General features: G+C 38.8%; 18 protein-coding genes. 4 read left to right on the forward strand and 14 right to left on the reverse strand.

Annotated features, from left to right (window positions below; translation table 11 throughout):
- Positions 1 to 81: 81 nt before the first annotated feature.
- The 5 genes from LU635_RS12590 to LU635_RS12610 all read right to left on the reverse strand — a co-directional run bounded on the left by LU635_RS12590 (position 82) and on the right by LU635_RS12610 (position 5,981).
- Entirely contained in the window at positions 82 to 1,065 is a 984-nt protein-coding gene (locus LU635_RS12590; RefSeq protein WP_240099770.1) for a YihY/virulence factor BrkB family protein, read from the reverse strand.
- Positions 1,065 to 1,583, reverse strand: coding sequence for a DinB family protein (locus tag LU635_RS12595; RefSeq protein WP_240099772.1), 519 nt, complete (start codon positions 1,581 to 1,583; stop codon positions 1,065 to 1,067). The genes LU635_RS12590 and LU635_RS12595 overlap by 1 nt, the downstream gene beginning before the upstream one ends.
- Positions 1,584 to 1,588: 5 nt before the next feature.
- Positions 1,589 to 4,171: a phosphoenolpyruvate carboxylase gene (locus LU635_RS12600; protein ID WP_240099774.1), complete on the reverse strand. Its 2,583-nt coding sequence runs from the start codon at positions 4,169 to 4,171 to the stop codon at positions 1,589 to 1,591.
- A 94-nt stretch (positions 4,172 to 4,265) separates the two neighbouring features.
- Positions 4,266 to 4,745 (reverse strand): Lrp/AsnC family transcriptional regulator, encoded by a 480-nt coding sequence (locus LU635_RS12605; protein WP_240099776.1) that lies wholly within the window; start codon positions 4,743 to 4,745, stop codon positions 4,266 to 4,268.
- A 72-nt stretch (positions 4,746 to 4,817) separates the two neighbouring features.
- A complete protein-coding gene (locus tag LU635_RS12610; RefSeq protein ID WP_240099778.1) occupies positions 4,818 to 5,981 on the reverse strand; it encodes a M14 family metallopeptidase in 1,164 nt (387 codons plus the stop codon).
- A 280-nt stretch (positions 5,982 to 6,261) separates the two neighbouring features.
- On the opposite strand from LU635_RS12610, the gene LU635_RS12615 reads away from it, so the two are divergent.
- Positions 6,262 to 6,669, forward strand: a complete 408-nt coding sequence (locus LU635_RS12615; RefSeq protein WP_240099780.1) for a helix-turn-helix domain-containing protein — start codon at positions 6,262 to 6,264, stop codon at positions 6,667 to 6,669.
- A gap of 31 nt (positions 6,670 to 6,700) precedes the next feature.
- Positions 6,701 to 7,078: a DNA topoisomerase IV gene (locus LU635_RS12620; RefSeq protein WP_240099782.1), complete on the forward strand. Its 378-nt coding sequence runs from the start codon at positions 6,701 to 6,703 to the stop codon at positions 7,076 to 7,078.
- Here LU635_RS12620 and mscL read toward each other — a convergent pair.
- The 5 genes from mscL to ychF all read right to left on the reverse strand — a co-directional run bounded on the left by mscL (position 7,075) and on the right by ychF (position 13,901).
- Positions 7,075 to 7,521, reverse strand: a complete 447-nt coding sequence (mscL, locus tag LU635_RS12625; protein ID WP_240099784.1) for a large conductance mechanosensitive channel protein MscL — start codon at positions 7,519 to 7,521, stop codon at positions 7,075 to 7,077. The genes LU635_RS12620 and mscL overlap by 4 nt on opposite strands.
- A complete protein-coding gene (locus LU635_RS12630; protein ID WP_240099786.1) occupies positions 7,521 to 10,172 on the reverse strand; it encodes a DNA gyrase/topoisomerase IV subunit A in 2,652 nt (883 codons plus the stop codon). The genes mscL and LU635_RS12630 overlap by 1 nt, the downstream gene beginning before the upstream one ends.
- Positions 10,172 to 10,663, reverse strand: coding sequence for a hypothetical protein (locus LU635_RS12635; protein ID WP_240099788.1), 492 nt, complete (start codon positions 10,661 to 10,663; stop codon positions 10,172 to 10,174). Before LU635_RS12635 ends, LU635_RS12630 begins: the two co-directional genes overlap by 1 nt.
- Entirely contained in the window at positions 10,660 to 12,522 is a 1,863-nt protein-coding gene (locus LU635_RS12640; RefSeq protein WP_240099790.1) for a DNA topoisomerase IV subunit B, read from the reverse strand. The genes LU635_RS12635 and LU635_RS12640 overlap by 4 nt, the downstream gene beginning before the upstream one ends.
- Positions 12,523 to 12,806: 284 nt before the next feature.
- Positions 12,807 to 13,901 carry a redox-regulated ATPase YchF gene (ychF, locus tag LU635_RS12645; protein ID WP_240099792.1) on the reverse strand — a complete coding sequence of 365 codons (1,095 nt, stop codon included), beginning with the start codon at positions 13,899 to 13,901 and terminating at the stop codon, positions 12,807 to 12,809.
- A gap of 213 nt (positions 13,902 to 14,114) precedes the next feature.
- On the opposite strand from ychF, the gene treS reads away from it, so the two are divergent.
- Complete coding sequence (gene treS, locus LU635_RS12650; protein ID WP_240099794.1) at positions 14,115 to 17,429, forward strand: maltose alpha-D-glucosyltransferase; 3,315 nt, start codon at positions 14,115 to 14,117, stop codon at positions 17,427 to 17,429.
- 1 nt (position 17,430) lies between these two features.
- Here treS and LU635_RS12655 read toward each other — a convergent pair whose 3' ends face one another.
- From LU635_RS12655 to LU635_RS12665, 3 genes are all read right to left on the reverse strand, one after another.
- Positions 17,431 to 18,627 (reverse strand): coiled-coil domain-containing protein, encoded by a 1,197-nt coding sequence (locus LU635_RS12655; protein WP_240099797.1) that lies wholly within the window; start codon positions 18,625 to 18,627, stop codon positions 17,431 to 17,433.
- Positions 18,628 to 18,759: 132 nt separating this feature from the next.
- Positions 18,760 to 19,491, reverse strand: coding sequence for a class I SAM-dependent methyltransferase (locus LU635_RS12660; protein WP_240099799.1), 732 nt, complete (start codon positions 19,489 to 19,491; stop codon positions 18,760 to 18,762).
- A gap of 3 nt (positions 19,492 to 19,494) precedes the next feature.
- Complete coding sequence (locus tag LU635_RS12665; RefSeq protein ID WP_240099801.1) at positions 19,495 to 20,772, reverse strand: serine hydrolase domain-containing protein; 1,278 nt, start codon at positions 20,770 to 20,772, stop codon at positions 19,495 to 19,497.
- A gap of 190 nt (positions 20,773 to 20,962) precedes the next feature.
- Here LU635_RS12665 and LU635_RS12670 point away from each other — a divergent pair, with 190 nt between their 5' ends.
- A complete protein-coding gene (locus tag LU635_RS12670) occupies positions 20,963 to 22,243 on the forward strand; it encodes a carboxypeptidase-like regulatory domain-containing protein (RefSeq protein ID WP_240099803.1) in 1,281 nt (426 codons plus the stop codon).
- 57 nt (positions 22,244 to 22,300) lie between these two features.
- Here LU635_RS12670 and LU635_RS12675 read toward each other — a convergent pair whose 3' ends face one another.
- Positions 22,301 to 22,885 carry a T9SS type A sorting domain-containing protein gene (locus LU635_RS12675; RefSeq protein ID WP_240099805.1) on the reverse strand — a complete coding sequence of 195 codons (585 nt, stop codon included), beginning with the start codon at positions 22,883 to 22,885 and terminating at the stop codon, positions 22,301 to 22,303.
- Positions 22,886 to 23,017: the final 132 nt, after the last annotated feature.

Genomic DNA, 23,017 nt, shown 5'->3' on the forward strand with positions numbered 1-23,017 from the left:
GGTAATTTCTATTAAGGCTCTACTAAAACTGGGAAGCATTAAGTTAAACCTTTATTAAGTTGAGGAGTTGCCATCCCTGGCTTATTCTTTTTCTTCAATATCCAGATGGGATTTCAACCTGTCTATTATATGCTTTTCTTCCTTTAGCTGAACCCGTCTTTGTTCAAGCTTTTTCATTTCCTGATAAATTGCCGGTTCTCCAAAACGGTTTGGCTCAACCTTCTCTTTTTTCAGCAAAGCATACTGCACAGTGAATTCTGCACCGAAGAACAGTATGAGACAGGTATAATAAACCCAAAGTAGAATAAGCACCACAGAAGATGCTCCCCCGTAAACAGAAGCCGGTTCACTCTGGCCAAAATAGAAACTGATAAGATACTCACCTATAAGGAACAGCGCCGTAGTCAGTGCAGCTCCCATAAAAGTGGTTCTTAACCTGATATTTATATCAGGGAGCAGCTTGAATATCATTGCAAATAATGTGGTTATGAAGAAAAAGGACAGTGCATAATTACCAATTATCAAAACAAACTCAGTGATATTAGGCAAGAACTCCTCCACTTTGTCAGCAACAAGTTTCAGGACGGTAGAGATCACCATTGCGATCAGTAACAAAAGTCCAAGTACCAGCACCATCCCAAGTGATATAATACGGTCCAACACCAGTCTCAGGAAATTAGTCTTTTTTGCTGCTACATTCCAGATATTGTTCATTGCTATTTTAAGCTGAAAAAATACCCCGGTAGCCCCAAAGATGAGTGTCGCCAGTCCAAATATAATAGCCAGGGTAGAATCTTGCGAAAGCGCAGCATTTTCAATCATCTTTTCGATCGCATCCGCGGTGTCCCGACCTATAAATTCAGAAATCTCACCCATTAAACGGCCACGAACGGCTTCCCTGCCAAAAAAATAGCCAGCTATACTTACAACTATAATTAAAAGTGATGGAAGGGAAAAAAGAGCATAATAAGCTATGGTTGCGCTTCGGGCATAAGGTTCATTTTTGTTCCAGCTTACATAGGATTTTTTGAAAAGTTTGAAGAATATTTTAATGGTCTTCCACATCAAAGATATCTTTTGCTAATGATATCTTTATGATGCAACGCATGCCCGGCCATTATAAAGCCAATGGCCCGGGCAGTTGCTGTCATATCATTCATAATCCCTTTTCTTGCAAGCATATCATCTGTAAAGCTTCTGAACAAATGAAGACCGGACTCTCTTACTGCTCTGAATTCATTGATCAAATCTGAAGGAGTACGCTTTTCAGCACCAGAGTTCAGCACATATAAATCATGATCAAAACCCGGAAGTGATTTGCTTTCATTTCTCGTAAAAGATAGTGCACGGTATTGAAAGATACGATCTGTATCGATAAGGTGCTGCACGATCTCGAGAACACTCCATTTCCCTGGCGCATAGCTATACCGCCATTTTTCATCGGGCAGTGACTTCAGAAATTTACTTATTTCCTCGGTGTTCTTCTCCAAGGTATCTGTCAGCTCTGCATCTTCCGGGATCAGATTAATATAAGCCCAGTAAAAATCGCCGATTTCGCCTTTCGTAAGTTCAGACTTTTTCATCTAAATTATGCTGAATTCCTACTTGCATTAATATTTCCATATAGTGAACGGGTCACCATTTTCTCATAGATTTCAAGCTTTTCTCCCGCTTGTTCAGAATCCCTGCTTAGCTCCTGCACTTTTCTGAGCGCATGCTGCTGTATGGTAAGCAGTGGTAAAACAATTCGCTCCCGTGCCTGTATTGAAGCTCTCATCGCCGGCTGATTCTGCATCAGGTTCTTATATCCGGTTACTTTCAAGAGCATCTTATTCGATCTTTGAAACTCTTCATGAATAAGCTGCCAGAATTCACCAAATTCAGGATCATTCTTCATATAAGCAGTTAAAGGGAAGAAAGACTTGGTAAGGCTCATCATGCTGTTTTCCAGCAGAGTCCTGAAAAATTCAGAATTCTCATAGAGTTTTTTAACCCTGTCAAATTCTCCTTTCTTTTCCAATTCTTCCATTGCAGTTCCCACTCCATAGAACCCGGGTACATTCTGTTTCAACTGGCTCCAGCTTCCTACGAAAGGGATCGCCCTTAGGTCAGAAAGATTCAGTTCAGCAGATTTATTCCTCTTGGAAGGCCTACTACCAATATTGGTTTTAGCGTAATACTTAAGAGTACTCATTTTTTCCAGATAAGGAATAAATCTTGGGTGTTTTTTAAAGTCCATATAGGTATTATAGCTAATCTCTGCCAGCTCTATCATGGTCTTCCTGTCTTCATCGCTCAAAATGTTCTCTCCGTCACTAAAAATTTCATTGGAAACCCCTGAACTTAATAATTGCTCAAGATTATAGGTACATGAGTCTTTTGTTCCGAAATTAGAACTGATCGTTTGCCCCTGTACTGTAATCTGGATTTCTTCATTCTCAATGGTAGGTCCTAATGAAGCATAGAACTGGTGAGTTTTTCCTCCACCTCTGGCCGGTGGACCTCCTCTACCGTCAAAAAACACTACTTTGATTCCATATTCTCTGGAAATTTTGGTAAGGGATTCTTTGGCTTTATATATACTCCAGTTAGCCATCAGATAACCCCCGTCTTTGGTACCATCACTAAAACCTAACATAATGGTTTGTTTATTCCCCCTTCTTTCCAGATGCTCTTTATATACCGGATTCTTGTATAATTTCTCCATGACATTATGAGCATCCTGGAGGTCTGGAACCGTTTCAAATAAAGGAATCACATCTACAGTCGGCTTGTCCCAGCCACACATTCTTAAAAATGCGAATGGCTGAAGTACGCCCTGAACGCTTCCACAGTTACTTATAATATATCGGTTAGCACCCTCTTCACCACTTTTTTCCTGGATCTCCTGCATGGCATAGATGGAAGAAATAGTGGCTTTACCCATTCCTTCTTCAAAATCCTCCGGATCAAGTTTACCCTGAACATTACTAAGCAGCTCAATCTGCTTGTCGTTATCAAGCTCAGAGAAATCAGAAGGAAGTAGTTTATCTGACTTGGAAGTGACCTCAACCACTTCATTTAAAACATCCTGATGAATCCCGGAATCCTGACGGATATCCAGAGTCGCAAAATGATATCCGAAAAGATTCACTTTATTCAGCATATCATTTACTTCATCAATAAATAAGGACTGATGATCTCTTTCCAGTATACTCTTGATATTTTGAAGCTTGGACTTGAATTCTTCAAGTGGAAGTTTAACCTCTCCTGTTTTGGAAATTGCAGAATCATACAAACCTCTTTCAAGATCTCCCATGAGTTCATCTACGCCTCTGAAAGTAAGTCTGCGTTTAAGCTTACGTATATCGCGATAATAATTAAGAAATATAGTCCTTCTTAAGCGCTTTGCAACCCTCAAAGTAATATCGGTTGTTACAAACGGATTTCCGTCACGGTCACCGCCCGGCCAGAATCCAAGATTAATCACCTGGTTCCCAATTTCTTCACCATCAAAAATATTTTGTTGGAGATAATTATGGATCTTACTGGCACTCTGATAAAACACATTTTCGAAATACCAGATAAGGTTCACCGCTTCATCATAAGGGGTCGGCTTCTCTTTTTTAAAGAAAGGCGTCTTCCCTAGTTGAGCCAGCAATTGTTTGATCTTAATCAGATCATTTTTCTGAATTGCCTTATCCAGGTCTGTAATAATTCCCAGTACACTACCAGGATAGAACTGCGTTGGGTGAGCTGTTAAGGTAGGCCGCACTTTGAACCTTCTCAAATACTCCTTCAACTCCTCCAGTTTTTGCTTGGCCTCAGCTGCTTCCTTAACACTTCTTAAGGTTCCGCGGCCGTCCATGTTATTTACTATAGGGAAAGATGCGTCTTCAATGGCATCAAAAAGCACCACCTGTCTTTCTATATACTGAATAAAACGAAAAAGGAGATTAATTTTTTCTTCTTCTGAAGGGTTTTCGCCGTATTTGTCGAAAAAACGCTCCACGATCTCTGAAGGGTTTTTATTCTCTTCAAAACCTTTTTCACAAATCTCCTGAAAAAGTGGTAACAGAGCACCTGTTTTCTTAATCTCGTCATATGGCAAGGTCAAAAAGATACTGTTGTATACCTGATATTTTGCGAGTACATTATCATTAAATCTATCCAATCTTGGTTCTCTTTGCATAATTAAGTTTTAGCGTATTCGATTCTTTTAAAATTATAAAAAAACCCTTTAAACGAAACAGTCTAAAGGGCCTTTAATAAAAGTTTAGGACTGTTTACAACTCTTTAAAGATGGAATGCATCAGCCGTTTTTTATCATTAATACTTTCCTCCAGGGAAATCATTGTTTCGGTACGGTAAACACCTTCAATATCGTCCAGCTGGAATATAATTTCCTTGGCGTGCTGTGTATTTCTCGCTCTTATTTTACAAAAGACATTGAATTTACCCGTGGTTACGTGAGCAACAGTCACAAAGGGAATTTCATTTATCCTTTCCAGAACGAATTTGGTTTGTGAAGTATTCTTCAAGAATACACCAACATACGCAATAAAAGCATATCCAAGCTTCTTATAATCAAGTGTTAATGAGGAACCAATAATGATCCCTGCTTCTTCCATTTTTTTCACCCTTACATGAACGGTTCCTGCAGAAATAAGCAGTTTTTTGGCGATATCGGTAAATGGAGTTCTCGTATTCTCGATAAGCATATCAAGAATCTGGTGGTCTGTTTCGTCTAATTTGAACTTGGCCATTTTTAAACTTCTTTTTTAATGAACCTCAAAATTAAGACAAAATCATTGAATTATTGATAATTAATTTGATAATTATCCATATTTAACCTGTAATTCTGCAGTATTTAAGATAATTTTATTAACTATAACGTTTTCGGCCACTTTTTCCTCACCCGGAAGCTTCAGTTTTCTCCTCTTTCCTTCGATCTCACGGTGCCCAAATTTGTGGATGCTTTCAGCAATATTTTCCACCACCGGCTCAAATTCAATCCTTTTATTGCTCAAAACCTCCCTGAACTGTATGGCCACATCCCTCAATTGACCATCTATTTCTACTTCTCTTATAATAATATCGTTGAATAACTTTTGATTCTCCGGTATCTTAAAGTAGTCTTCGTAATCAACAGAAACATCTTCTTTATTTGAAATCTGATACAAACAGGACAGCAAAGCTCTGAAAACATATTTACGAGTCTTTTCTCGCTCATAATCATTAGGATAATGCCCGGCCTCAAATAGTAAAGTGGGTGTAGATAGATTTTGAAAGGTATCGCCGGCGCAATTGATATTGAAAGCATCATCATATCTTCCAATTTGCCCCGGCAGCTGATCTTTTAGATCTTTCTCAATACCGGCAATAAGCCCCATACTCTTCCTACGGGCTTCATCAATGCTTCGTTCCTCATCTTTGGAAGGAGTGAGGAAAGACAAGGTAGCGGGGCTGGCTTTATTTCCCGCGCTAAAAATGGTTCTCTGGTCATGCAGGTTAAGACAGTAATCAGGCTGAAGCTCCTCATACTGCTGTCTTAAGATTTTACTCTCTGGTTGACTCAAATTTCGAAGATCACGGTTAAGATCTACAGAATTGGCATTAATACGGGTATAAGCCTCAGCTCCGTCGGGATTAAGCATCGGGATAATATAAAGACTACAATTTTCCAGAATTCCGGAAATAATCTTATGAGACGCCTTTTTGAATACATTTAACAGGTCAATTATAGCCTTGGTAGTTGTAGATTCATTGCCATGCATCTGAGACCAGGCCAGAACTTTGGTTTTCCCGGTACCCAGTTTATATATATATATAGGTCTGTTTTGAACAGATTTCCCAATTTCAACAATCTCAAAATCTTTTTCAAACTCCTTTTTTATCAGTTCAATATCTGATATGGTCACATATCTACCAGTGATCTTTTCAAATTTAATCCCGGCATAAGACTTATCAGTAAACAGATCTATAAGCATTTTGTTTTCCATGTTTACAAAACTAAACAATGTATATTTTACAATTGTAAACAAGTGAAATTGCAAATTGTGTATACAACTGTGAACACTAATTATACATCAGTATCTGCTAAGGCTGGAAAAATTCCATATACAAGTATTTTTACATATAATACGTTGTATTTTAGATATTAACAATATTTTACTTGTACCTTTTATTTAATACTTAAATTAAAGTTTACAAATGTAACAGGATTGTTTTGTAAATATTATTTACATTTGTAACTTAAGTTAACTCTTTATTTGTGTTACAATGGTAAACACTGAGAAATTCGCTTCGAGACTCAATAAAATCCTGGATTATTACGATTTGTCTGCTGCTTCCTTTGCTGATAAAATTGAAGTTGGGCGCTCATCTATCTCTCACATTCTTTCAGGAAGAAATAAACCAAGCCTGGATTTTGTAATGAAGGTTGTAACTAATTTCCCAGAGGTCGAGCTCTACTGGCTTTTAAATGGAAAGGGGAAATTTCCGGCAGATTCAGAAACTCCAAAAAATGCTGGCGTAGTTTCCAAACAGGAAGATACACCTGCACCTCCCGCGTATGATAAAAATCCATCTTCAGTACCTCCTGTTCTACCTTCCAGTTCTCCCGGCAAGAAAATTCAGAGGATCGTTATTTTTTATACAGATGGTAGTTTTGATGCTTTTGAAAATTGATTATCCCGGATAAATTGGATTATTTTGCGATATGAAAAAATTACTGGGTTTAATTAGTCTGTTACTTTTAGCATCCTGTTTTAATGTTGAAAGAAATTGTGAAGATTTCCGTACAGGGACCTTTAAATTTGAGACCTATTTAAATGGTGAACTGGTCACCTCAACTTTTATAAGGAACGACAGTATTGAGATCGAGAAATTCCAGGGAAAGACCGACACATCTTCCGTAAGATGGATCAACGATTGTGAATACATTCTGAAAAATCTTCATCCGAAAGGGATGTCAGAAGAAAAAGCCATTCATATGAAAATACTCACCACTAACAAGAATGGATATACCTTCGAGTACGGAGAGGTTGGCCAGGCTAAGAAAGCCAAAGGAAAGGTTATTAAAGTCTCTGGAGATTAATTCTGTCTTTCACGAAGGAGATTATTCTGTTCTTCCATAAGATCATTTAAATTGGACAGCAATTCAATGTCTTTAGGAGTGACCACTTTTTCATTTTTCGGATCCTGTGCTTTATTCCTGAATCGATTCATGAATTTTACTACGATAAAGACTACGAAACCTATAACAAGAAAATCGATAAGCGTTTCTATCAGCAACCCGTATCCAATAGAAACTTCTTTAATGAAGTCTGCGCTTCCCTCAGTACCGACTTCTTCTCTCAGGACCAGCTTGCGATCAGCATAATTAATACCATCGGTCATAAGGCTTAGCGGGGGCATGATGACCTGTTTCACCAGTACATCTACCACGCTGTTAAATGCGGTACCAATAATGATACCTACAGCCATATCTACCATATTGCCCTTAACGGCAAATTCCTTGAACTCTTTAATTAATCCCATTATTCGTCAAATAAGGATGCCTGACCTTCAGAGTTAGATTTTTTTTCAGGTACTATAATCTCACCTGATACTATATCTTCCCCACTGATTTTTTCGTCATTGGAGCTTTTGTCTTTTTCCGTTTCCGCATCACCTTCCTCCTGCTCCTCGTAAGGCACGGGATCAAGAAGATTTATCTGGTTTACTTTTTCTGTAGTTAATTGATTTCCAAGGGCTTTAATCCCCTTTACTGAAATAAAATCTTCAATGTTTATTTCATCGTTTTCACGACGCTCTTTACCCTTAGGTTTTGTATAAACTATTTCGGCTCTGGGATAATAATCTGTAGAAACAACCTCTAGAAAGGAATCTTCATGATCACTTATGAATTTCTCTTCTTTATCGGGATGTTCAATAAGGAATCGCTTTACATAATAGCGCTCCTTTTCAGGCTCCCAGTAAATTGCCGAGATAGGCTTGTCTTTAACCCATTTTTCCAGAACTACCATTTCATCATCAAACCTGGTAGTAAGTTCAGGCTTGATGGTTTTCACCATTCCGTCCTGGGTGACAATAAGCAGCCTGTCGTCTCCTTTAAATTCACCGAGCAATTCGCCTCTTTCATCTACATTCAGTCTTTTTACCGTTTCATCAAACCAGATCCTTCTTGGCTTTAAAGTAGAAACACCTTCTTCTTTAAGCTCTATGCGTTTTACAGAATATTTTGTAACGATATTTCCTTTAACATTGCGTCCCTTGATCAGTACATCGGCAAAGTCAAGATCAAACTTCAGTTTTCTTATGCTCCCCACCTGGCGAAGCAATACAGTTACCACTTCTGCCTCACCATTAGGATTAGCCGAAAAGTAGAGCACCGAAGAATCTTTTTTACCCTGGGTCAAATCATATTCGCGATCCCGGGTTACCGAAGTAACTGAAAATCGCTTAACATAGGTCTTACCGCCTTTTCCATCACGGTAGACCATATTATAGATAGTTCGTTTGTCTTTTTTCTTGAATATGGCAACGTGGATGATATCTTTACCTATGAAGGTCTTGGAATCCACCTTGGTCACCATCATTTTTCCGTCTGCTGTAAAACAGATAACATCATCTATATCCGAACAATCGGTGACGTATTCATCTTTTTTAAGGGAAGTACCTACAAAACCTTCAGTTCTATTCACATACAGCTTCGTATTTCTTATCACTACCTTGGTAGCTTCTATATCCTCGAAAAGTCGAAGTTCGGTTTTGCGATCTCTGCCTGCGCCATAATCCTTCTTCAGTTTTTTGAAATAATCCACCGCAAAATCTACAATATTGTCCAGATGATGTTTTACCTGAGCTATCTCACCTTCCAGGGCATCGATCTTCTGCTGAGCCTTGTCTATATCGAATTTCGAAATCCGCTTAATACGGATTTCGGTCAGTCTCACGATATCATCTTCCGTCACTTCACGCTTAAGGTGGCGGGTATGGGGTTTCAGGCCTTTATCAATAGCCTGGATCACTCCTTCCCAGGTCTCCTCTTCTTCTATATCCCGGTATATACGGTTTTCGATAAAAATTCTTTCCAGAGAGGCGAAATGCCATTGTTCTTCAAGCTCTCCCAGTTTTATTTCGAGTTCATTCTTAAGGAGTTGAAGTGTATGGTCTGTAGACCTTCGAAGAATATCAGAAACCCCAAGGAAAATCGGTTTATGATCAATGATCACACAGCCCAGCGGTGCCAATGAATTCTCGCACTGCGTGAAAGCATACAGTGCATCGATGGTCTTATCTGGCGAAATATTATTGGGTAAGTGGATGAGTATCTCTACTTCCGCCGCCGTATTATCTTCGATTTTCTTGATCTTAATTTTACCCTTATCATTTGCCTTTAAAACAGAATCGATCAAACTGGAAGTAGTGGTGCCATAAGGAACCTCAGTTATTGCCAAAGTATTTTTGTCGACCTGACTTATCTTGGCTCTGACCCTAACACGACCTCCTCGTTTCCCGTCATTATAGTTGCTAATATCAGCAATACCTCCTGTTGGGAAATCAGGAAAAATTTTAAATTTCTTTCCTTTCAAATGCTGAATAGAAGCCTCTATTAATTCATTGAAATTATGCGGAAGTATCCTGGTACTTAGCCCTACCGCGATACCTTCAGCGCCCTGCGCCAATAGCAACGGGAACTTTACCGGCAGGTTTACCGGCTCATTCTTTCTGCCGTCGTATGAAAGTTGCCATTCAGTAAGTTTAGGGCTGTATAAAACCTCTAAAGCAAATTTAGACAGTCTTGCTTCAATATAACGCGGTGCAGCCGCACGGTCCCCGGTAAGAATATTCCCCCAGTTACCCTGTGTATCTATAAGCAGTTCCTTCTGACCAATCTGAACCATGGCATCGCCTATACTTGCATCACCATGAGGGTGATACTGCATGGTATGTCCCACAATATTGGCTACCTTATTATAACGACCGTCATCCAGGTCTTTCATAGAATGCATAATACGGCGCTGCACGGGTTTGAATCCGTCTTCTATTGCAGGTACCGCCCGTTCCAGGATTACGTATGAAGCATAATCCAGGAACCAGTCTTTATACATTCCAGTTATCTTTATAAGTTCTTCCTTATTTTCTTCAAACTGCTCTTCCTGAGCTCCTTCTAGGTTTTCTTCCATTAGGCAGTAGGTTTAGGTATGGTTTCCAGGACTTTTTGAAGTGAGGCCACCATCCCCTTTTTCTTTTTTCGGGTTAAAAATGTAGTATTAAATGTATATTTTCTATATCCTTTCTTTCTTCTTGATCTAATATAAATGGTCAGTGCCGAATATATCCCGTAATCCACAAACCTGAATTTACCCAATTTCCTTTTAGGGAATTCAGCTTTTTGAACCCGGTACTCCATGAATTTAGAGAAAAACACCCCGTTATTCTTGAAATTCAGCGTTTCTCCATCACTGTCAAAATCAAAAGACTGACCAATCCTGTGAACATACAACCCCAGCAGCAATGTGACTATATTTGGTAAAAAATGACTGAACCCGATTTCCTGTTCGGAATCTGAAGCCATAATTTCAATATTCACAAAAACATTAGTGATAAATACCGCTATTAAAACGATATAAATTGAAGGGACTATCTTGATCTCAGTTCTATTGGTAAATCTCATACGCCAAGTTCTTCTACCAGATCAAGTTCTACTTTCAGATTGTCTATAATAAATTCCTGTCTGTCTGGAGTATTCTTACCCATATAGAAACTTAACATTTCTTCTATAGATTTATCTTTATCCAGCATTACAGGGTCCAAACGAATATCGTCACCTATAAAATGCTTGAATTCATCAGGTGAAATTTCACCAAGCCCCTTAAAGCGGGTAATCTCAACTTTTCCTGAAAGTTTCTGGATCGCCTGCTTACGCTCCATTTCACTGTAACAATAGATCGTTTCTTTCTTATTACGAACCCGGAATAAAGGAGTTTGAAGAATATAAAGATGGTTTTCCTTGATCAGCTCAGGGAAGAACTGAAGGAAGAATGTGATGAGCAATAACCTAATATGCATACCATCCACATCGGCATCGGTCGCTATCACGATATTATGATACCTGAGATCTTCTAACGAATCTTCAATATTTAAAGCAGCTTGAAGAAGGTTGAATTCTTCATTTTCATAGACTATCTTTTTAGAGAGTCCGTAACTGTTCAAAGGTTTTCCTTTAAGACTGAAAACAGCCTGTGTTACAACATCACGGCTTTTTGTGATGGAGCCACTTGCTGAATCTCCCTCGGTAATGAACAAGGTTGTCTCTAAACAGCGTTCATGTTTACTATCACCAAGATGCACACGACAATCTCTTAGTTTTTTATTATGAAGACTGGCTTTTTTTGCTCTGTCTTTAGCAAGCTTTCTAATTCCTGAAAGATCCTTACGTTCTCTTTCGGCCTGAAGTATCTTGCGCTGAAGATTTTCAGCCGTTTCCGGATTTTTATGCAAATAATTATCAAGATTTCTTTTTACAAAATCATTGATATACGTTCTCACGGTTGGCAACTTGCCACCCATATCTGTAGAACCTAGTTTTGTTTTGGTCTGACTCTCAAAAACAGGTTCCATTACTTTTATACTGATGGCCGCAACAATGGATTTCCTTATGTCGCTAGCCTCATAGTTCTTTCCGTAGAATTCACGAACAGTTTTAACCACAGCCTCTCGAAATGCCAAAAGGTGTGTCCCTCCCTGGGAAGTGTTCTGCCCGTTGACAAAAGAGTGATATTCCTCGCTATACTGTGATTTACTATGAGTAATAGCTACTTCAATATCATTACCTCTAAGGTGAACAATTGGATAAAGCATATCATCCTTACTGATGCTGTCACCAAGAAGATCTTTTAATCCATTCTCTGAATAGAATTTTTCCCCATTAAAAACTATGGTAAGTCCCGGGTTGAGATATACATAGTTCTTAAGCATTTTCTCTATATATTCATTTCTGAACTTATAGTTCTTGAAAATAACCTCATCAGGAATAAAAGTGATCTTGGTACCTCTTCGACGCGAAGTTTCTTCAAGATGTTCTTCATCTTTTAATTCTCCCTGTTCAAATTCTGCAGCGTGACTTTTTGAATCTCTTGAGGATTCAACACGGAAGTAGGAAGAAAGTGCATTCACAGCCTTGGTACCAACACCATTTAGTCCTACCGATTTTTTGAAGGCTCTGGTATCATACTTACCACCAGTGTTCATTTTGGAAACAACATCCACCACTTTTCCAAGCGGAATACCCCTACCAAAGTCCCGTACGATAACTCGCTGGTTCTGCACGGAAATTTCGATAGTCTTTCCGGCTCCCATTACGAACTCATCAATACTGTTATCAATAACTTCTTTAAGTAGAATATATATCCCGTCATCCTGACTGGAGCCATCTCCTAATTTCCCGATATACATTCCGGGACGCATGCGGATGTGTTCTTTCCAGTCTAACGACCGAATATTATCTTCGGTATATTTTGTATTCTCGCTCATAAGTAGTCATGGAGTTATGCCCCTAATATAAGGCAATACCTAAAAAACTGAAATAAATCGAGCCTAATTTAATTAACAAATAATTAGGAAGTAATGTTAATTAAGAAAGATGAAGATAGAAGTATGAATTACAAACCCCATATCCTCTATATGGAAAGAAATTTTAACATATGATTATTCGTCTTACTCTAAATAAGTTCATACAGTTGTATCAAGGTTAAAGGCTTGAATAAAAAGGAAGAATTAAAACGAGCTTGACCTTGTATTTCTAGATTCCAATTTCACTAGACATTGAAACGGAAGTGCATCACATCACCATCCTGCACTATATAATCCTTTCCTTCCACTCTCATCTTTCCGGCTTCTTTCACCTTAGCCTCACTGCCATAATTTACATAGTCGTCATAAGCTATCACTTCCGCACGAATAAAACCTTTTTCAAAGTCGGTATGAATAACCCCGGCAGCTTGCGGAGCAGAGGCACCTACCTTTACCGTCCAGGCGCGGACTTCCTTTTCACCTGCTGTAAAGTAAGTTTGAAGATCAAGAAGTTTGTATGCCCCCCTAATTAACTTAGCAGAACCTGGTTCATCAAGACCTATATCCTGAAGGAACATCTTGCGTTCCTCATAATCTTCCAGTTCGGTGATATCAGCTTCGGTCCCTACAGCCAGAACTAATACCTCAGCATTTTCATCCTTAACAGCCTCCTTTACCTTTTCTACATGCTCATTTCCATCAACAGCCGCATCTTCATTTACATTACAAACATACATCACTGGCTTGTCTGTAATGAACTGTAAAGGTTTGATGAATTCCTTTCTCTCATCTTCGGTAAGATCTATAGCACGGACTGATCTTCCTTCTTCAAGACCTTTTTTCACCTTTAACAGGGCAGTTTCTTCTTTCTGAGCTTCCTTATTTCCGGTCTTGGCAGCACGCTTTACCTTATCGAGTTTTTTCTCAACGGTTTCCAGATCTTTTAGCTGAAGCTCCATATCTATGGTTTCCTTATCCCTGATAGGGTCTATTGAACCATCAACGTGGACTATATTATCATTTTCAAAGCATCTAAGCACATGCAGGATGGCATCAGTTTCGCGGATGTTACCGAGAAACTGGTTTCCCAAACCTTCACCCTTGCTGGCTCCCTTTACAAGCCCGGCAATATCAACGATCTCTACGGTTGCAGGAATCACGCGTTCCGGGTTTACGAGCTCACCTAATTTAGTAAGCCTTGGATCCGGAACGTTTACCACTCCAATATTAGGTTCTATGGTACAAAACGGAAAGTTAGCACTCTGAGCCTTCGCGTTACTTAAACAATTAAAAAGTGTTGATTTTCCAACATTGGGAAGTCCTACAATTCCGGCTTTCATAAACTAAAATTTAGATGCTTGTTTTTTGCGGCTGCAAAGATAGGTATTAGAATTGAAACTATAGCTTTGACAGGAACAAGCTTTAGTAATTTATTAGTTCAGTTATTATCAAAAACATAAGCTTGCGTGCTTTAGTATTTTTTTAACTCAAGAGGGCTACTTATTTTATAATTTTAATCGGAACACTGATCTTCTTACTCTAAAAGCTATTATATGTCCTCAAAATCCAATTCGAACGAAAACAACTGGTATAAAGATGCTATCATCTATGAACTTCATATAAAGGCTTTCTTCGACAGTAATGGTGACGGGATCGGTGATTTTCAAGGACTCCTGCAAAAACTGGATTACCTGGAAGACCTGGGAGTTACAGCCATCTGGCTACTTCCCTTCTATCCTTCTCCATTAAAGGATGATGGTTATGATATCGCCGACTATTATTCGATCAATCCATCCTATGGAAATGTAGAAGATTTTAAACGATTTATCAGGGAAGCTCATGACAGAGGACTTAAGGTTATTACTGAGCTGGTCATTAATCATACTTCAGATCAGCATCCCTGGTTTCAAAAGGCACGAAAGGCTCCGGCAGGATCTGATGAAAGAAATTACTATGTTTGGAGCGATGATCCTCAGAAATATAAGGATGCCCGAATCATCTTTACCGATACTGAACCGTCTAACTGGAGCTGGGATGCCGAAGCCCAGGCATATTACTGGCACAGGTTCTTCTCGCACCAGCCAGACCTGAATTTCGATAATCCGCAGGTTCAGCAGGAAGTTTTCGATCTCCTTGATTACTGGTGTAAAATGGGCGTGGATGGCTTCAGGCTGGATGCTATTCCCTATTTATTTGAAAGGGATGGTACTAATTGCGAAAATCTCCCCGAGACCCATACTTTCCTGAAAAAATTGAGAGCACATGTAGATAAGAACTATGATGACAAACTTTTACTAGCCGAAGCAAATATGTGGCCCGAAGATTCGGCGGCTTATTTCGGGGATGGAGACGAATGCCATATGAACTATCACTTCCCTATAATGCCCAGGATGTTCATGGCAGTAAAAATGGAAGACCGCTACCCTATTATCGATATCATAGATCAAACACCCGAAATACCAGAAAACTGCCAGTGGGGAATCTTCTTAAGAAATCATGATGAATTAACCCTGGAGATGGTCACCGACGAGGAAAGGGATTATATGTATAAAGTTTATACCAAGGACCCACAAGCCAAGATCAATGTAGGTATCAGGCATCGCCTTGCACCGCTACTTGATAATAACAGGAGTAAGATCGAACTTATGAACGTTCTTTTATTCTCCCTGCCAGGAACTCCTATCATCTATTATGGGGATGAAATAGGAATGGGAGATAATTTCTACCTGGGAGACCGTGATGGTGTAAGAACTCCAATGCAGTGGACTGCCGATCGTAATGCCGGCTTTTCACTTGCCAATCCTCAGAAATTATATCTGCCACTAATAATTGACCCGGAATATAAGTACGAGTCTATTAATGTAGAGACCCAGCAAATGATCTCTTCCTCTCTTTTGTGGTGGATGAAGAGGATCATTGGAATGCGAAAAAAATTCAAAGCCTTTGGCCGTGGTGATATCGAGTTTCTCTCTCCTTCCAATTCAAAGATCCTTGCATTTACGCGGTCATTTGAAGAAGAAAAGATTCTTGTTCTTGCCAACCTTTCTAGATTCTCACAACCTGCAGAGCTCGATCTGGAAGAGTTTAAAGGTTATACTCCTATAGAAGCTTTTAGTCATAATAAGTTTCCCGAAATCAGTGAAAGGCCTTATTTATTTACCCTTTCTCCTTATGGTTATTACTGGTTTGTTCTGGAAAAGGAAAGAGAAAGAGTTAAAGGAGAAAGCAAAATTCCTATTCTTAAGGTTGATAAATGGCCAAATCTTTTAAAGAACCGAACCCTTCAGAAACTTTCTGCTCAAATATTACCTCCCTATCTTAATAATAGAAGATGGTTTGAAAGCGGAGGAAGAATCTTGCAGGAAATCTCGGTAAAAGAATCAGTAGAAATAAAGATCAAAGACCTGCCTACAAGGATCCTGATTCTTGAAGTGGTTTATAACGAAGGCTTGCCAGAACTCTATCAGCTACCGGTTTCTTTTGTCGCGGAGGAAAATGAGAACGTCCTAAATGAAATTCCAAAGAGAGGTATTATTGCTGAACTAAGAATAGGAAAGGAAAAAGGATATTTGTTCGATTCTGTTTATTCTGAAGATTTCCGTAATTACCTGATCGAAGGATTCCGTTCCTCTAAAAGATCAAAATCTGCTTCAGGTGAACTGGAATTCTCTTCTGAAAAAGCGGCCCTGAAAGAACTTGAAGAAGATCCGCGCTCAGATCTGGTAAATACCGAACATAGACAAACCATTATCACTTACAACAATCAGTTTATATTAAAACTATACCGAAGACTGGATACGACCTTTAATCCGGATGTTGAGACCATTAAATTCCTTACCACTAAAACTGATTTTACCAAGATTTCAAATTATGCCGGTGCTATTAAATTCAGCCAGAAATCAGGCAAACCATACATTTTTGCAATGCTTCAGCATGTGGTGGAAAATCAGGGAGAGGTTTGGGATCATGTAAAGGATTCCCTGGACAGGTATTTTGAAAATGTCCTCACTACTACAAGAAATATTGAATTTGAGAAGCCTTCCAATCATATCCTGGAGCCTTTGGGCTATGAAAACTTCCCTCAGCCTATTCAGGAGTTGTTTGGCATCATTCTACCCGAAAGAATGTATCAGTTGGGTGAGTTCACTGCTGAACTGCATACGGCACTATCACGACATTCCTCAGATAAGGATTTTGATAAAGAAGAATCATCACTGCATTACCAGAGGTCCTTATATTCAGGACTTCAAACACTTACAAGAACAAGTCTGGAAAAACTTAAATCTGTACTTAAAGACCTCCCTGAGGACATTCGTGAAGAAGCCAGAGAAGTTCTTGGTTTAAAACAGGAAATTTTAAAATGCTTTAAAAGCATCTATAAGCATAAAATCCCGGTAATGAAAATACGCACACATGGCGATTATCATTTAAAACAGATCTTATGGACAGGCAGGGAGTATATTATGAACAGTTTTGAAGGTGACCCCTCCAAATCATTCAGTGAAAGAAGAATAAGAAGATCGGCGATGCGGGATCTGGCGGCAATGATCAGATCTCTTCATTATTCGGCATACAGCAATATACTTTCGCCCGAATACAATCAGCAACGAAGAGAAGGAAATCTTGAAGAATGGGCTGAAACCTGGCATTATTATATCAGCCGTTTATATATAAAAGGCTATTTTGACAAAGCCGGCCAGAGCGATTATATTCCTGAAGATCCTGAAGATTTCAAGATCCTGATGCATACTTTCCTTTTAGAAAAAGCATTGTATGAGCTCAATTTTGAGATCGATAACCGTCCCGAATGGATCATTATTCCGATTCGCGGAATAAAAGCCGTGGTTCAGTATTATAATAAGAACTGATTTATTCCACTATATACATCTCGTTGGATGCCTTAATATATTCCTGCGGATTGAAGGTAGATTCAAAACTGTTCCTTACAAGATCCAGTTTTAATTTCAGATTCTTCATTTCATCTTTCAGGAAAGGATCATTCTGATATTTCTGAATAAGTTTTTCATATTTAGAAAGGTTTTCCAGTATCCTGAAAGTTAGCATACCGAACCTTATCTTAAGATTCTGAACCCTCAGCATCTGGTCGTGATATTCCTGTTTCCAGTTTTCGGGATTGCTATTGCGTTCTTCCACAATCTTGTTTTCTGCAATTTTGGAAATATCAAGAATATACTGAGTTCTCTTCTTGGCATCGGTCTCATCGGTAAAGCGCTCATTGAACTCTTTTTTTGAAATTCCGAGCATCTCAACAAGATTATCTTCCATCGCTTTATTCTGAAGTTCCTTTAATTCATTCAGGCTCTTATTGATAGCCTCCCATTCTGTTTCGATAAGATCCTTATCATGTGTGAACTGGGAAATGGAAGTAGTAAGCTTTAACATTTTAATGCTCTGCTCCCTTAATTCCCTGTCTCTACGGTTAAGTGAGCCTATAAACTGGCTAATTCCGTCAAAAAGACTTCCCGCAAACATCCCGGTAAAAGGAGTTCCCTTAGCAAGGTCTCCAGTTACCTGAAGCATATGATTCAGGGCCTGCAACCGGGCATTGTCCTCTTGCTCTTCAGCAATATATTGTTTGAATTTTCCAAACCATTCCTGGTAACCTTCATAGTTCATGGGATTGCTTACGGCATCAAGCGTAGAATAGAATTCCCGTGAAGCATTAAACAAATTCAAGGGTTTAATTTCTCTTTCCATAGAGGCCAGGTTCAGCACTGCCGAACTATAGTTATATTTATAAACGCTAATTGCATTCTTATCTATTTCCTCCTGCCGCTCTTCAAGATATTTTACTCTTTCGAGCAGTTTTTCCACTTTTTCTGAAGCAGAATTGGTGTTCTGAATACTTTCGTCCAGGGAGTTGATCTTTGAATCGATCTCCTTGATGCGGAATTCGAGATTCTGACTCAATAGCGAGCGTTCCCGGTTAAGTTCCTTCAGCACCTGTTCAGTAACGCTTGTAGTTTGATTATCTGAATATATCTGCGCACTTGAACTCAGGCTACATATTGTTATAGCTAAAAAAAAGAAGAAGGTCTTCTTCATAATACACTGGTTTTTAGTCAATATTATTAACGATGGTGTAATGCATCATATTTCATGCCACCAGAAAATAACTCCCAAAAGTAAGCATCCTGGCCTTTGGTAAGATTCAAATGCTGTAGATTTAATAAACATTTAAGTAAGTTTCCCCAATCTGAATAAAATAGGAAAAGTCACTTCATTTATATTCCCAAAGGCTTTCCGCAAATCCTTATCTATAAATTGTAAGGGATCATCATGATTTACCTTCTCAAAATGCTTCACTGCAGACCATGTTCGCAGATAGCCCAGCAGCTGACCAATTTTCCAATTGTACTTCTGATCGAATTCGGGTGTCTCAATCTCTGAAAAAGGAAATGGAATAGATCTGTAATTATCTTCGAGATATTTTCTTTCGGAATCCCAAAAAGGTCCAATGATATTATCATAAAAATGGCCGATTATCTTATTGGTTTCCGGGTTACTGGAGAACAATCCATATCCCAGAATCGCAAATAGTCCATCAGGTTTTAAACATCTTTTTACTTCAGAATAAAACTCATTGAAATTAAACCAGTGTATCGCCTGAGCGGTAATTATTAAATCAAAATAATTATCAGGAAAATCAGTCTTTTCCGCAGGTTGAACCGAGTAATGGATATTCTCTCTTTTTACTGCATTTTTGATCTGATTGGAACTGATATCGGTCCCTTCCACCTTATTAAAATAAGAAGAGATTTCCCCTGCTACCTGACCGCTCCCGGTTCCACAGTCCCAGGCTTTCTCATGACCATTGAGCTGGGCTTTTAAAAATTCGTATACCTCTGGCGGGTATTTTGGCCTGTACCTTGAATAAGCTTCAGATCGGGATGAGAAATTATCTTTCAAAACCTATTCTATCATACTTGCAAAAACCATTTGTCTGAATTTCCAGCCGGTTTCGTCATTTACAGGTCCTCTGGTTTGTTTCAGAAGGATCCCGATAACATCGGTAACAGGATCGGCAAAATACTGGGTATTGAAATATCCACCCCAATCAAAAGTACCTTCACTTCCCTGTCCTCCTTTTTCTTCTCCTTGTCTGGAAACTATACCGAATGCCAGTCCGTAAAAATTTTCCGGCCCGCCAAATAAATCTTCTGTATGATTGCTAAGCACCATCTTTACGGTAAGCGGACTCAATAATCTATTACCATTGTAAGTCCCGCCATTGAGATACATCTGAAGGAATTTAGCATAATCCATAGCTGTGCTTGAGAGCCCTGCTCCGCCGGAAAAGAATGTTTTTGCACCCTTCACCGGATACTGAGGATCGTAAAAAGTGACAGGGAATGCTTTCCATTTATCCCCTTCCTTATGCTGAACCTGTACGAGCCGTTCTGTCTTGGAAGCTGGCAAATAGAAATAAGTGTCATCCATATCCAAAGGCTCGAAAATCCTTTCCTGAAGAAATTCATCAAAATCCTTACCCGACACTATTTCTATAAAATAACCGAGAACATCAAGACCTTCAGAATAAGTGAACTTCTTTCCGGGTTTATGATGTAAGGGTAGTTTTGCCAGTTTTTTTACACTTTCTTCAATTGTTACATTCTTAGTTGTAAAGAGATCGGTTATCCCCGCCTTCGCATAGATTTTTTTAAACCTTTCATCACCGTCTATTGCTCCATAACCAATCCCTGAAGTATGGGTTAGCAGATGACGTATTGTAATTTCCTTATCTGCCGGAATAGTTTTAAAAGTAGAATCGGCTTCATTGAACGATGCCAGAAGCTGCGGATCCTTGAATTCAGGAATGTAATTTGAAATAGGATCATCCAGTCGAAATTTTCCTTCTTCCCATAACATCATCACTGCGGTTGCTGTAATAGCTTTAGACTGGGAAGCTATTCTGAAAATATCATTCTTTTCAAGGTCTTCCCCATCGGCACTGGCATCTCCAAAAGCTTTATGAAAAACAATCTTACCATCCTTTGCGATAAGGGCTACCGCTCCCGGTATTTCTCCATTTTCAACAGAGGTTTGAAGCATATTGCCAATTTTTTCAAGTCTTTCCGAAGATATTCCTACACTTTCGGGTGGTGCTTCAGTTAAAACAGAATTCTTTTTCTGGGCATTAAGACCTAAACAGATAAAAAGAATGACTAACAGACTTATTCTTGAGTACATACAGATGGTTGGGTTAGTTGATTTAAGGTAAATAATATAATTATATCTCAAATTTAGAAATTTTCAGCATATAGCACAGGTATCAGTAAAAATCATAATAACTTACATCAAAATCTATATGATTCACATCAAACTAAGCCTTAAATTCATTATATTGTATAAGTTTATTTAAACTTAAAATAATTCTGTCATGAGAAATCCTAAAACATTTTTGAATGGCTATACTAGAACCCTTCTTCTGATATTCAGCATGCTTTTTATTGCTGCAGAGAGCTTTGCTTTTCAGCCTGCCGATATCAAATATGTAGAATATAAAGGAGAAGTAGTAAATGCCAGAAACGGAAGGCCAATTTCTTCCGCTTATTTAGCTTTGAACAATAGCAATATTTCCACAATTACTAATTCAGACGGTGAATTCTCCTTAAAAGTTCCGGAAGATCTTATAGAGGCGACCGTAACTATTTCTGTACTTGGTTTTCAAAGCAAGACATTGCCCCTTACCTATTTCAAGGGACAGGGAACCAGAATTGAACTGGAGGAAACCGTGGAAGAACTTACCGAGGTAAACCTTTATAAAGCTACAAATCCTAGGCTACTGGTAGAAGAAATGCTGGCAAAAAAAGACGAGAACTATCTTTCAGACCAAAGCCTTATGACCTCGTTCTACAGAGAAACCATCAAAAAAGGATGGAGCAATGTGAGCCTGTCTGAAGCTGTCGTAAAGATTTTCAAAAGCCCATATAATTCACCAAGAAAGGACCTTGTCTCCATATACAAGGCAAGGAAAAGTACAGATTATGATAAACTGGATACCGTAGCCGTTAAGCTTAAAGGAGGCCCTTTCAATACATTATATCTCGATATGATGAAATACACTGAATATGTGCTTAGACCGGAAATGGTGGATAGTTATGAATTCACCTTTGACGATCCTACCAAGATAAACGATCGTTTTACATATGTGGTGGATTTTAAAGAACTGGATGAATCAGATCCTTGGTATTACGGTAAGCTGTTTATCGATGCAGAGACTTCAACCCTGGTAAAAGCTGATTACAGTCTGAATGTTGACGACAGGAATGCTGCTGCCAAGATGTTTGTTAAGAAGAAACCGGGAGGCGCAAAGGTATATCCCGTAGAGCTCAATTATCAGGTAGATTATGCACAGGATGATGGAAAATGGCACTATGCCTATGGTAAAGCTCAGATGGATTATGTAGTGAACTGGAAAAGGAAGATCTTCAACTCCAGATATAAGATAAACAGCGAAATGGTAGTAACTGACTGGCAGGAGTATGTCAGCGAAGACTGGAAGAAATCGGTAGACCTTATAAATCCTAACATTGTGATGGTAGATGATGTATCAGGTTTTTATGATGCCGAGTTCTGGGGAAGTAATAATATAATTGAGCCAGAAAAATCAATTCAGAACGCTATAGATAAGATAAAACGGAAAATGAAAGACGAATAAAGGATAAAGTCCCGCTGATGAAGCGGGACTTTTGGTTTGAATTAGTCTGGATTCAGGTTACCCAACAGTAAAAGTCTTCGTGAAACTGTTCCTTTTAGTTTTAATAGTCACTTTATAGGTGCCAGCCGGCACGTTTGAGAAGTCCAGCGAACGTTTCAAAATAAGATCATTGCACTTAAAGAATCCTACCGGTTCCCCATATTTATCAAATATTTCTACCTGCATAGTAGTCTCCTCAGGATTTACCAGGTGAAGAGCTACTCTACTCCCAGATACCTTTATTATTGGTTTATACACAAAGGAATATCCTTTCTTAACGATACTTATATCTTTACCTTTCTTTTTAATTACTGAGGTTGAAATACTATATTCCTTATCCAGTTTAAGGGAATAGGTCCCGTCAGGCAAATTTTCAAAGTCAAGGATCTTTGAGTAAGGACTCTCGTTAAAGAACCGGTCTTTGAATAAGACTTCTCCGGTTTCATCCAGAAGGCTTAATACAGCTCCTTTTTCGATACTCTGCAGTTCAATAATCAGGTTTTGCTGATCATTGATTCTGATATCAAGCTCGTCGGCTGCTTTTACGTTAATAGACACCAGTAATAATAGTGCCATTCCAAGGGTTGTGATTGCTGTTTTCATAATCTTAAGTTTTAAAAGGTTAGAACTGCGATTAAAGATTAAACCAAACTTAGGCTATAAAAAGCTTTCAGAATAGAAGCCAATAAACCAATATATGTGATAAATTAACACCAAAATTGACTATGAAAACGT

The sequence above is a fragment of the Christiangramia crocea genome (genome assembly GCF_022410465.1).
GTDB classification, from domain to species: domain Bacteria; phylum Bacteroidota; class Bacteroidia; order Flavobacteriales; family Flavobacteriaceae; genus Christiangramia; species Christiangramia crocea.